Here is a 14,014-nt window from a genome sequence, read left to right on the forward strand (position 1 = left end):
GAACATTATACAAGTAATACAACATTAGCTGCATAAAGAAAAATGAAGTTGTCTCCTCGGCAACTTCATCAAAAACATTTTTAATTATTTCACCTGTCTACTTGACAGGGGCGGTTCATGTGATATAGCTTAACATTTTATAAATATTAATAATGTTAAATACACTTCTTGTCAACAAAATCATTGAAGCATATAATCCTTGTTATTCATAGAACATAACAACATAATATTCAATAACTATTTTGAAAATTATTATTCTATTCAATATATTTATTAATGATTTTCAATAAACGTCTTATACCAATAAAAACTATCTTTTTTATATCGGCTATAATCTCCATTTCCTTCGTTATCAGCATCTACATATACGACACCGTATCTTTTTTCCATTTCACAACTTCCTGCTGACACAATATCAATAATTCCCCACATGCAGTATGCTAATACATCCACACCATCTTCAACTGCTTCTAAAATTTGATTAAAGTGTTGTTTCAAATACTCAATACGATAAGTATCATGCACAGTAAAATCCTTTTCTAAAACATCATGTGTACCCAAACCATTTTCAGATACCATAACTGGTTTTTGATAACGATCATATACTTTATTTAAAGTAATTCTCATACCAATAGGATCAATTTGCCAACCCCAATCTGTAGCTTTTAAGTAAGGATTTTTTGTTGTTACAACTAAATTACCAGCAGTTTGAGGTGCTTCTTCTATTGTTACCACACTTGAAGAATAATATGAGAATGAAACAAAGTCACATGTATTGTTTAATAGTAATTCTTCATCTTCAGGTTCCATATGAACATGAATATTTCTTTCTTTAAAAAAACGTTTCATATAGTAAGGATAATATCCTCTAGCTAATACATCTGAGCAAAACCATTGATTGACATTTTCATCATGAACAAGTTTCATATTATCTTCAGGCTTAGCAGTCAACGGATAATAGCAGAAACAAGAAATCATACACCCAAATTGTCCTTTAACAATTTTTTTACCATACTCAATTGTTTTGGCACTCGCTAAGAATTGATGATGTAATGATTGGAAAACAAGTGATTGATCATATGGTTTGTTTTCTTCCTTCACCAAGCCAACACCATTATAAGGACTAAAATATCCTGCATTTATTTCATTAAAAGGAAGCCAAAAATCAATATCATCTTTCCAACGATTCATAATTGTTTTAGCAAATTTAAAATAAAAATCAACCATTTTTCTATTCGTCCAACCACCATACTTTTCTACCAAATGTAATGGAACAGCATAATGATTCATTGTCAAAAAGATTTTTATTCCACTTTCTTTTAACGACTTAATAATTCCATCATAGAATTTCAATCCTTCTTCATTTGCTTCTTCTTCATCTCCATTAGGAAATATTCTTGCCCATGAAATTGAAAATCTATAAATATCTAATCCTAATTCTTTAATAAGTGCTATATCTTCTTTTATATGATGATATCCATCACTTCCCATACGAAAAGGATAATTTCCAACACCTTGGCATTGTTTTGATTTTTCTATAGTTTCATAACTTAATAAACGTGTTTTTGTTGTTGCTTGTTCTGTTCTAGGAAGATAAGGACGACAATCTTGAGTATCTAAACCCTTACCTCCTTCTTTATAAGCACCTTCATATTGACTTGAAGAAGTTGCACCTCCCCATAAAATTTTCTTTACCATTTTATTTCCTCTTTTCTTTATAATTGTCTATTTTTCCAAGCATAAATGCGCCATATTCTGGTGAATGAATAGGAGATATAAGTTCACAAGGTAAAAATTTTAATTGTTCTTTTAAAGGATTTAATATATAGTGTCCAGCATTAAATACTCCTCCTATATAAGAAACCTTAAAGGGAGAACTGAATTCTTTTGCTAACGTTCTGATAAGCAAACTAATTTCATAAGCGGCTTCTTGATATATTTGTAATACATGTGGATCTCCACAATCAGCAGCCATTGCTGCTATATAAGCTAACGAAGCGATAGAACTACGATCATTATTTAAGTTATTCATAAATGTGATTATGTCATAATCATTTATCAAACGACATTCTTTTTTGAGAATATCATATAATTGTGTTTTTTCTAAGCGTCCATCAATTTGTCGACAATAAACAGATAACATTTTTTTTACAATCCAAAATGCACTTCCTTCATCTCCTAATTGATATCCCCAGCCCCCGCATCTTTTAAATTTATGATTAATATTCGAAAGAGCAATAGATCCTGTTCCAGCAATGACTACAATTCCATCTTCTCCATTTAATGCACCTTGAACAGCAATTTCGACATCATTATATAAAGAAAATTGTCTTTTACCAAATGCACGATTGCAGACATTCTGAATTTTATCACGTAATTCTTTTTGTTGTCCATATCCAGCCAATCCTGCAACTACATAACAATTTTGGTCTGGATCCAATTCATTTACGCCTTCCTTTAAATATTGAACACATTTCTCCTCAGATTGATTTAAAATATGAACTGTCGGTTTTAATACATCTTTTTCTTTTTTTCCCTCTTCATTAAATAGAGAAAATTTGGTCTTTGTTCCGCCACCATCTATTCCTATATATTTCATATTTCTCTCCTATACATTATTAAAGATAAAGAGAAAAAGGAAAATCCTTCTTCTCTATTCTGCTGGTGCTTCTTTTTCTTCTGCTAATAATTCGTTATCATACATTTTAAAGAATGGATAATAAATAATAATTGAAATAATAATTAATATGACATTCAATACTGCAGCTCTCCAATCACCACCACAAGCCAAATAAGCACCAATAGGTCCTGGTAATGTCCATGGAGCAATAGTAACTGCACAATTCACTAAATTCATAGCAGTTGCTATCCAAGCAATTGTTGCCAAAATAAGAGGTGTTACAATAAATGGTATTAATAACATTGGATTTAATACTATTGGAGCACCAAAAATCATTGGTTCATTAATATTAAATATTGATGGTAAAATTGTTGTTCTTCCTAATGTTTTTCCATATTTAGATTTTGCTTTTACACAGAATAAGATTGCTAAACCTAAAGTAGCTCCTGACCCTCCAATATGTACAAACCATTGTAAAAATGGTTCTACACCAATATGTGTAGCGACTCCACCTGATGCAACAGCAGCTGTATTTTGATCTAATAAAATCAACCAAATTGGTCTTGCCAATGAACTGACAACTGAATCCCCATGAATTCCAAAAGACCAGAAGAACATAATTAAGAAAATAATTAACAACGTAGATGGTAATGTATCTGTAACACTAATTAATGGTTTAATCAAATTACCAACTAATTGATGTACATTTATTCCCAACCACATAGTGATTGTTGAAACACCTAAAATAATTATAATTGTTGGTGTTAATGATTCAAATGAACGAGCAACAGCTGGTGGTACAGCAGCAGGCATCGTAATCTTAAATCCTTTGACTTGTGTAAAACGATAAATTTCTACACCAATAAAAGCTGAGATGATACCAATAAACATTCCAGCTGATCCTAAGTATTCTGCTGGTATAACATATCCTGATGGCAAAGCACTAAGGAATGTACTTAATTCTGCATTTGTTTCTGCTAAAGCTGAAATAGATTCAGTAACATCAGGTATTGAAACAGGTACAATAGTTAATAAGAAAGTTAATTCAGCTAAAATAGCTCCACTTAATCCATCTAAATCATATGATTTAGCTAATGAATACCCAATACCAAAAACAGCATATAATGTCATAATATACATTGACATTCTATATGGCAACAAAATAGCTACGGCATTATCTTGAATTACTTGTCTAATACCCCATGATTCTGGCATTTGATTATAAGAAAATGCAATAACCATCAATAATGAACTTACAATAATTAATGGTAATGTCGCAATGATACCATCACGAATCGCTCTTAAATGTCTTTGATTTGATAATTTTTCCAAAGGTCCTGCTAAACGACCTTCGATCAATTTCGAAATTTTCTCAAACATTTTAATCCTCCTAATTATTTAAATAATAAAATAATGAAAAAAGCAACACAACCAAATAAACATCCTACAATCAAAAAATCTTTACAAATTCCTTTTTTCGTTTCAATAAAAAACTGTGAAAAAGCTACACTAAACCCACATACAATTCCAGTAATAATTGCATTTGGTAAACGATAATCAATATGCAACGCAACACATACATTAATGCAAATAATCAACGATAAAAGTGTCATAGCAGTAATAAATATTGCACTTTTAAATCCAAACATAGGTATATCATAATCAGTTACACCAAAAACATTTTTATATTTTTTATTATTTGCATCCTTAACCACATATTTTCTCATTTTATAGACTCCTTTATTTAAGATGTTTGACTGCAAAGCTAATATTTTCATTATTATTTTTTAAAGCTTCTAAACATTCTTCTTCTGTTTTTCCTGTCAATCCCCTAAGAATAGCAACTTTTACATTATAATGACTTTCCTTCAATAATTTTTTTGCATCTTCTTCCGGGATATCGATTGCTTGATGAACAATATTAATAGCTCTTAATCTTAATTTCTCATTTGTTGGTTGAACATCAACCATTAAATTCCCATATACTTTTCCCATCTTAATCATCGATGTTGTTGAAAGCATATTTAAAACCAGCTTCTGTGCTGTACCAGATTTCATTCTTGTTGAACCTGTAACAACTTCCGGTCCTACAATAACTTCAATTGGATAATCAGCATATTGCGAAAGCTCCCCTTGATGAACACAACATATCGAGATTGTTGAACACCCTTTTTGTTTTGCATAAATTAATCCACCTATAACATATGGTGTTCTTCCAGATGCAGCAATTCCACAAACAACATCATTTTCATTGAGTTCGATTGATTTCAAATCAAGAATGGCCAGCTCTTGTGAATCCTCAGCACCTTCAATAGCTGTTGTTAATGCCTCTTTTCCACCTGCGATCAATCCCTGGACAAGAGTAGGTTCGACTCCATATGTTGGAGGACACTCAGAAGCATCTAAAATTCCTAATCTTCCTGATGTTCCCGCACCTATGTAAATCAATCTGCCACCACAACTCATCTTCTCATAGATACAATCTACAGCTTCTGCAATTTTAGGTAAGACGTCTTTTACTGCTATAGCAACTTTTTGATCTTCATTATTGATGACTTTCAAAATATCTAACGTATCCATTTCATCAATATGTAAAGATTCTTTATTTATCTGTTCTGTATCCAAGGCATTTAATTTCATTTATTCTCCCCTCTCCTTCCAAAATTATTATATCATTATTAAAATATGATTTCAATATATATTTTAAATATTTGAAATTATATTTTAATAAATCCTATAAAAATATTCTCCTATAAGAAACATGATATATCTTTGCTCACAAACTAACCAATTAAAAATCATCCCACTAAATATTTTCTAACATCAAAAAAGGTACTCTTTTTATCATTAAAGAATACCCTTAGACTTTTATTTGAATATAATACTTATTAATTTTTATTTCAACAATCTAGAAACAAGATCTTTTGTTTCTAAAAGCTTATCTTTATTATCTTGTAAATCGTTCTTATAAACACCATAGTATAAAAGATCCGTCATAACTAAAGAAGCTGATCTTGACGAAATTGCTCCAATTCTAATTTCTTTCTCTTCTAGAGGTACAAAAAGATTAACAGTTGAATTTTTCGCTACAATATTCTTAGAATTCTGTGTAATAGAAATACATGGTATACCATCGGACTTAAGCTTTTTAGCCATTCCTGTTAATCCTGTTGTCATTCCAGAGTAACTAATAAAAACAGCCACATCATTTGGACTCATGCTTTCTGCAAATGTCATTTGAACATGAATATCTGAGTTGTAGATAGCTTTCTTACCTATTCTAATTAGTTTTTGTGAAAAATCATAAGCCACAATGGCAGAACTACCTACTCCAAATAAATAGACAGTTTGAGCATTGATAATATATTCAATAGCTTTTTGTAAATTCTTTTCATTAATCATCTGATATGTTTTTTGAACAGTTGAAATATTCAATTGACAACATTTATGAATCAATGTTGAAAGATCATCTGTTTCCTCTAAAACAGCATCAATATTTTCTTCTTCATTTTGTTGAGATCCTGCTAAACTGATTTTTAAATCACTAAATCCTTTATAACCTAGTTTTTTAGAAAAACGGATAACTGCAGCTGCAGAAGTCTGTGTTTTCTTCCCCAACTCCTGTGCTGAATCATTTAATATATCATGAGCATGTTCCAAAATATATTCAGCAATTATTTTCTCTGTTGTTGTATAACTTTTTTGAGCTTCCCTTATCTGTACTAAACAATTCACAATATCATCACCTAATATTTATTATATCAATCAAAAAAGAAAATTACTAGAAATTATCTAGGTTTAGGTGTGATATTTCCTAATACGACATAGTCTTTTGCGCCAGTGGCACTTTTTACATTAGAAAAATGGTGATGCAATGTTTCATTTCCCATAATCACAAATGCGATGGCTTCCTTTGCATCACTTGAATAGCCCATTTCATCTTGTGTGTAAACTTTCACAGGTGATAATTCTTGACGAATCATATTCATTAATGTCAAGTTATGACTACCACCGCCACCAATTACAACTTTATCTAAAGGATAATTTGGCAAAATATCACGTTGATAATGATACGCTATAGATTTTGCCGTAAAATAAGTCAATGTTGCTATAATATCTTCTGCTTTTTCATACTTATAATGATGTAAAAGCTGTTGAACATAATTTTCTCCAAAATCTTCTCTACCAGTAGATTTTGGTGGCTTTTTTGACATATAAGGATGCTTCATCAACATATTCAAAAGTCCATCTATAGTATGTCCCTTGGCTGCAATTTTTCCTTGATCATCATATTCTAAACGATAAAGCTGACGACACGCTTCATTAATCATCATATTACCTGGTCCCGTATCGAAAGCCTGAATCGCATCAATATCTTGTCCCACTAACAATGTCACATTGCCAATACCACCAATATTTTGCAAGGCAATATTCTTGCATGGTTCACTATATAACAAATATTCACTATAAGGTACTAATGGTGCCCCTTGTCCACCTGCAGCCATATCCATGACCCTAAAATTAGAAACCACTGTGGTATTCAACTCATATGCCAACACAGCTGGTTCTCCTATCTGTAGTGTGGATGGTATTAATTGATTTTTCAAAAAAGGAATATGGTAGATAGTTTGACCATGTGTCGCAATAAAAGAAATATCTTTTTGTGCTACATCATATTTTTTAAGCAAAATTCTCACAGCCTCAACAAACAAATACCCCAATTCAAAATTCAAACTACATATCTCATCAACACAAGAATTCTTTTCATCACATGTTTTTTAATTTTCTCTTTCATATCTATTGGCATAGGATACTCATGATAACCTATAACTTTCATCTTTGTTTCCATGCCAAACCCATCAATATCCACTAAAACAGTATCAATTCCATCCATAGATGTACCCGACATGATTCCAATTGCATACATCATCATCACCTCAAAAAAAATCATACACTTATTAAAATAAAATTTCAATATTCTAACTTTGTTTTTAAAATATTATTTATTTCAATAAAAAACAGTAAGATTTGACTCCTACTGTCTTTTATTATGATTATAATCCTTGTTCAGTTAATTCTCTTGCAACATCATCTTTGATTGTTACACCTTCTGCTTCAAGCTCGGCAATCTTATCTGCAAATTGTGGTAAGTATTTTTTATGGGCAAGTAATAATTCATCTAATACTCTTTTTGCTGTGGCTCCTGATGGAATCTGTGGATTTAAAATAAATGCCTGTAATGCTTTTCCATAATCTCCTGTAACAGCTGCTTCTTCTACACACCATTCCATATTTTTCATGCATTGTAACCATCCTCTTTCTGCTGGTTGCAATGGTCCAAAGGCAATCGCTCCTGCTCCTGTAGCTCCAATAAATGAAGAAACTTCTACAGCTGCTTCAGCTGGTAAATCAGGGACTGCTCCATTGTTTCTTGTTGTGACAACAATATGTGTATTCTTATTAGCATAGATAGATGCAATTGTTTCACAGGCAGCATCACTATAATGTGCTCCGCCACGTTTTGCTAATTGTTCTGGTTTATGATCTAAATCAGGATTTTTATATAATTCAAACAATTCTTCTTCAGTTTGTTTGACCTGTTATGCTCTTGTTCCAATTGTATTGTATTCTTCAAGTCCATGTTTCAACATTTCTTCTTGACGATAATAATATCTATGATATCCACATGGAATCATTTGCATTGTATCGAGCTGTTCTTTAAAGAACTTCACATTAAAGATATTCTTTGGTATTCCATCATCAACATCTGGATCATAGATAGCATCAATGATTTGTTGTGTAACTTCATTTCCATGTTCATCAAAAACTTTATGCCAATGGAAATGATTCAATCCAGCAAATTTGTATGTTAACTGGTCTAAAGTTTTTCCAATTGTTTCTGGTTCTTTCATCATTGCTCCTACAGGAACATTACATAATCCAATCACTTTATCCCATTTTCCATATTTCATAACAGCTTCAGTGACCATTCCAATTGGATTTGTAAAGTTAATTAACCATGCATCTGGACATAATTCTTTCATGTCTTCGACAATGCTTAAAATCACTGGATTTGTTCTAAAAGCTTTAAAGATTCCTCCAGCACCATTTGTTTCCTGACCTAACATGCCATATGAGAAAGGAATTCTTTCATCTTTCACACGGGCATTTAATAGTCCAACTCTAAATTGAGTCGTCACAAAGTCTGCATCTTTTAACGCTTCTCTACGGTCTAAAGTCAAATGCACTTTGACATCATATGGTGAAGTATCCCACATACGTTGAGCCATCGCTCCAACGATTTCAAGTTTTTCTTTTCCATCTTCAATATCAACTAACCAAACTTCTTTAATTGGAAGTTCATTGTATCTTTTAATGAATCCTTCCATTAATTCTGGTGTATAGCTACTTCCTCCACCAATTGTAACAATTTTTACAGGTTTCTTTTCCATTATTTTTTCCTTTTTTGATTTTTATAGTTAACAACAACATCAATATTTAAGGAGTCATAAAACAATCCAAGAAATGTCCCTCTATTATATATATACGCAATAAACGCTTCATTTTACTTCCTATTTAGACAAAAAAGTTTAAAAATCTTTTTCTAAGACAAATATAGCACAATATTTGCTTATTGTAAATATTATGATATACTATCTTTCTTTTTAGTCATTCTTTACATAATACTCAAAGCATTATTCTTCATTAAGAATCGTTAAATTTATAACACAAATAATATTTAATTATACTTTTAAATGATTTTAACATTCCATTCATTTTGACAGATAACTCTTTACATAATTTTAACCTATACATTAAATCCTTTAAAACACATTATCTCTATAAATTATAAATAGATAACATAATTTAAAAATGAGTGATCATATTTACTAATTCATGATAGTAAAACCAATAAAAAAAGGATTCGACATTTAATATCAAAATCCCTATTGCTCTTATATAGAATTTATTTTTGAGATCGTGCTTCTTTTGCAGCTTTCTTTTCTGCTTTACGTCTTTCTTTACGATCTTTCTTTTCCAAAATACGATATACATCTGTATACTCTTTAACCGTACAATGGATTCTTTTATTTGCTTTTACGACTTCATGTACGAATTCCACTCTTTCTTTAGGGAAGAAACAATACCTTTTCTTTGTATCAGTATAAATTTCAATAGCATGTGGTCTTGTCACTAAATCTGCCCATCTTGGAACAGGATCACAAATAGTTTCACAATGCATTAAATCAACATGACTGTTTTTCCATAAAGCATAATGAATTGTTAATTCCTTTTTTTCAATTGAATATTTATATGGACGCATACCAATGAAAACGACAAAGCAAAGAATAGTAAAGATCCCAATAATAAGAACTGTTTGTAAATCTTGTGTAAATGCAGTAAATAATGTATAAAAAACTAATGCTGCTAAAAAAATAATTGTTGCAGTATTGATTCTATATTTGAACGTTTTTACTTCTTCCATAAAAATCCCCACTTTCCTTGTCTATTATACATGATATTGACATAAATAACAATTTAAAAATTTCTCTTATCTTACATTTTATATATTTTATTCATCATCAATTAATCCACCATTTGAATGGATAACATTTTTATACCATTCAAAAGATTTTTTCTTATATCTATTCATATCTCTTAGATTATTATTATCTCTATTCACATAAATCATTCCATAACGTTTATTCATATCTGCTTGTGATGATAATATATCAATAGGACCCCAAACAAGATAACCTCTACAATCCACACCTTCTTCAATAGCTTTTCCAACTTGCTTAATGTGTGCATCAAGATAGGTTATTCTTTTATCATCTATGACTGTTCCATTTTCAAAAATATCTTCAACACCCAAACCATTCTCAACCACCATAACTGGTAAACGATACTTTTCATAAATATCTCTTAAAGCGATGCGAAGACCCACAGGATCAACTGACCAATTCCACTGAGATACTTCTAAACATGGATTATTGAGGATATGATATGAATGATGAGAATCGTACTGTACAATATCACTGTTATAATAACTTAAAGAAATCCAATCCACCGTATTTTCCTTCATTATTTTCAAATCATTATCTTCCATAACAGGCATTGTTTGATCATGTTTCATCTTCTTTAAAAAATAAGGACTATATTCACCATGAACAAATACATCCAAAAAAACATTTGTTTTTGCCATATGATTTCTTGCTGCCAATTCATCCATAGGATGACAAGATGCACTATAGTGAGGAATATACAAAACCATACCTAACATTAAAGCATTTTCAATTGTATGAACCTTTTCAGTCACTTTAGCATGTGCATATAATGAATTATGCATCAATTGATGGAAAAACAATTCTTCCTTAACCCCCTCAGGGCAAATGGCCCCATATGCTAATTTATGACCATCCAATAAAATTCCATTATGCTCATTAAAAGAAATCCATTTTTTGACTCTATCACCATATCTATCAATCATTTTATAGGCATATTTAATAAATTGATCAACGACAATGCGTGAATAAAACCCATTATATTTTTCATATAATACCATCGGCATTTCAAAATGATATAAAGAACAAATAGGTTCCATTCCATGAGCAATCATACTATCAATAAAGCGATCATAAAATGCCATTCCTTCTTCATTGAAATGAAAACCATCTGGCATCACTCTTGACCAATCTATCGAAAAACGATAACTTTTAAATCCCATTTCTTCAAATAACGCAAAATCTTCATCATAGCGATGATAACTATCTACACCATCATGAAAATTTGAAGCATCATCTCTAGCCAATAAATCACATACTGAAGGCAACTTTCCATCAATATCATATGCACCTTCACTTTGGTGAGCAGTGACTGCACCACCCCATAAAAAGTTTTCTGGAAATCTCATTTTCTTCTCCTTTATAAATTATGAATGTTCAGATCAAAATTTTAAATGAAAAAAGGTTGATGCTATTAATAGATAAACTATTTTAGCACAACCTTTTATTTTCAATTTAAATCTTATTCAGCTTCAGCAGCTTGTTTATTTTGATATCTTTCATAGAAGATAACAAATGGAATGTAGATAAGAGTTACTAAAACTACTGCTAAAATTTGACATACAGCACCCATTGGGTTACCACCTGTTGCTAAGAATCCATAGAATACTGGTGGCATTGTCCAAGGAACTTCAAGTACAACGATAGGCATGATTCCCATAAGTGTTAATACATAACCTAAAACGATACTTGCTACTGGAGCAATAATAAATGGAATACCTAAGATTGGGTTCAATACTAATGGAATACCAAATGTTACTGTTTCGTTAATATTGAATAATCCAGGAACAACTGATAATGTAGCGATTGCACGGTTATCAGCACGTTTACCAAAGATAAAGATTGCAATAACTAAACCGATAGTAACACCAGAACCACCGAATTCACCAAACATTACTAACATACCTAAGTTTAATTGATACCAACCATGAGCTTTGATTTCAGCAGTTAAAGGCATTGTTTCACCATTTGTAAATAATGCAGTATTTGCATATAACATAGGTTTGAAGATTGGTTCCTTAACAGCTGCCATCATGTTGTTACCATGAATACCAACTAACCAGAATAATGAGATTAAGACATACATTAAGCATACGGCAAAGATATTACCACCAATAATATTAGTTAATGGTTGTTGAATGTAATAAGAAATTAAGTCATTTAAATATTTACCAGTTGCTAAGTATGCAACATGACCAATTAATCCAACGATAGCTAACATTAAGAATGCTGGAATTAAAACTTCGAATGCACGAGAAACACCTGGAGGTACTTGTTCAGGCATTTTGATTTTTAATGCATCTTGTTTTCTTAACCATCCATAAATTTCCATAGCTAAGATACCAATGATTAATGCAGTAAATAAACCAGTAGCTCCTGTATAGTTAGCACTAATACCAGAGAATGCAGCTGGAGTTAAATCACCTAATTTTTCTCCAATTGTAACAGCTACACTTTCTCCATCTACTAATTTAGTAACAGCAGCACCAGCAGCGTCAGTAAGACCTAAACCTGCTACAGAGTTACTATTTGGAGTAACTACTAACCAAGCAATAAATGATAATACTGCTGGGAAAGCACCAGTTTCACCATTAGCTTCAGCAATTTCTTGCCCAACTAACATAACTACACCAATAGCGATACATGAAATAGTTGCAAATTGAATTGCAGCAAATACAGGGTTAATAACTTCTAAAGCCATGATTGGTTCCCATAAAGCTCCTAAACCGCTTGAACTGTTAACCAATACGTTTGTCCATAAAACCCCAATGGCACCAGCGATAGTTGCTGGCATAAAGTTTTGGAACGCATTTTTAATTGAACCTAAGTACTTGTTTTGACCGCACCAAGCTCCAATACGCCCTAGCTTATCAGCAAAAGCATCCATAAAATTTTTCCTCCCTTAAAATATTTTTGACAATATAAGTATAAATTCTTTTCATATAAAAGTCAATGCTTTTATATGAAAAGTATGGTACTTTTCCAATAAAATGTGGTTTTAATTAATATTTTTACTTTATTTTTAGTTTATTTTACTTATTTTTTTATTCCAAATTTATATATTTTCATGGTTTTACAAATAAAAAACAAGTCATTACAATTAAGATAGGTGACTTGTTTTACTAAAATATCAATCTTTACATTTTGTTATATAACATTGTTTTCGATAAAATGATATACCATATCCTAAAACTTTTGGATATCCCTGTCTTATAAATATTTCACGATAGCCTTTTTGAACAATCTGGTCAGCTGCAATTTGACTATCCTGTATTAATGTTCCTACACTCTTACTGTGCTTACATTCAAGAATAATACATTCTCTTGTGATTCTTCTTGGTACTAAAGCTATGTCAAATCGTCCTTCGCCACTTTCTTTGTTAGACTGTATTTCATATTCTGTTTCCTGCAGAAAGCCTACCATAAAACCATGATAAAAACTTTCCAGACTATCATAATAACTAATACTTGATTCCAGCACATCATTCAATAAATCTATAGCTTCAATCATTTCACCTTTTATGAGCTTATCAATAAACTTTCCCTTTCGTTCTCTTTGATAACTGTCAAACCATTTCATGAAGATATCTTCATAGATATATTTGACTTCTTTATTAGGAATCACAAGTTCATAGGTATAAGGATGATCATTATCAACTTTACTCTTGATTTTTAGATAGCCAGTAAACAACAGAAAACTATACACATTATCATTCATTGTCTGAATACTATGAAAGTCCATTTCTCGATACGTCAGTTCAGGAACAATCTTTTTGATGATGCTTTGATCATTGATTAGTTTTTCAAATTCTTCCTTCATTGTCATCGT

The 14,014-nt window shown here is 31.1% G+C and carries 10 protein-coding genes and 2 pseudogenes; all 12 read right to left on the reverse strand.

Annotated elements, in window-relative coordinates; genetic code table 11:
* Nucleotides 1-273: 273 nt before the first annotated feature.
* A complete protein-coding gene (locus tag B5E75_RS13095) occupies nt 274-1,698 on the reverse strand; it encodes a glycoside hydrolase family 1 protein (protein ID WP_087360059.1) in 1,425 nt (474 codons plus the stop codon).
* Between the two features lies 1 nt (nt 1,699).
* Entirely contained in the window at nt 1,700-2,599 is a 900-nt protein-coding gene (locus B5E75_RS13100; RefSeq protein WP_087360063.1) for an N-acetylglucosamine kinase, read from the reverse strand.
* A 54-nt stretch (nt 2,600-2,653) separates the two neighbouring features.
* Entirely contained in the window at nt 2,654-4,000 is a 1,347-nt protein-coding gene (locus tag B5E75_RS13105; RefSeq protein ID WP_087360066.1) for a PTS sugar transporter subunit IIC, read from the reverse strand.
* Nucleotides 4,001-4,014: 14 nt separating this feature from the next.
* Entirely contained in the window at nt 4,015-4,347 is a 333-nt protein-coding gene (locus B5E75_RS13110; protein ID WP_087360069.1) for a hypothetical protein, read from the reverse strand.
* Between the two features lie 13 nt (nt 4,348-4,360).
* Nucleotides 4,361-5,260 (reverse strand): N-acetylmuramic acid 6-phosphate etherase, encoded by a 900-nt coding sequence (gene murQ / locus B5E75_RS13115; protein ID WP_087360072.1) that lies wholly within the window; start codon nt 5,258-5,260, stop codon nt 4,361-4,363.
* A 255-nt stretch (nt 5,261-5,515) separates the two neighbouring features.
* Nucleotides 5,516-6,355, reverse strand: a complete 840-nt coding sequence (locus B5E75_RS13120; RefSeq protein ID WP_087360075.1) for a MurR/RpiR family transcriptional regulator — start codon at nt 6,353-6,355, stop codon at nt 5,516-5,518.
* A gap of 53 nt (nt 6,356-6,408) precedes the next feature.
* Nucleotides 6,409-7,571 (reverse strand): annotated as a pseudogene (anmK, locus tag B5E75_RS13125) (anhydro-N-acetylmuramic acid kinase AnmK).
* 103 nt (nt 7,572-7,674) lie between these two features.
* Nucleotides 7,675-9,072 (reverse strand): annotated as a pseudogene (locus B5E75_RS13130) (6-phospho-beta-glucosidase).
* Between the two features lie 515 nt (nt 9,073-9,587).
* Nucleotides 9,588-10,106, reverse strand: a complete 519-nt coding sequence (locus tag B5E75_RS13135) for a hypothetical protein (protein ID WP_087360078.1) — start codon at nt 10,104-10,106, stop codon at nt 9,588-9,590.
* 87 nt (nt 10,107-10,193) lie between these two features.
* Entirely contained in the window at nt 10,194-11,534 is a 1,341-nt protein-coding gene (locus tag B5E75_RS13140) for a glycoside hydrolase family 1 protein (protein ID WP_087360081.1), read from the reverse strand.
* Between the two features lie 113 nt (nt 11,535-11,647).
* The gene (locus tag B5E75_RS13145; protein WP_087360084.1) at nt 11,648-13,072 is read right to left on the reverse strand and encodes a PTS sugar transporter subunit IIC; all 1,425 of its coding nucleotides are present in this window, start codon (nt 13,070-13,072) and stop codon (nt 11,648-11,650) included.
* A gap of 243 nt (nt 13,073-13,315) precedes the next feature.
* A partial coding sequence (locus B5E75_RS13150) for a PD-(D/E)XK nuclease domain-containing protein (RefSeq protein WP_206413991.1) occupies nt 13,316-14,014 on the reverse strand: 699 nt, incomplete at its 5' end.

Origin of the sequence: Massiliimicrobium timonense (assembly GCF_002160865.1) — a bacterium.
In the GTDB taxonomy this organism is placed as follows: domain Bacteria; phylum Bacillota_I; class Bacilli_A; order Erysipelotrichales; family Coprobacillaceae; genus Allocoprobacillus.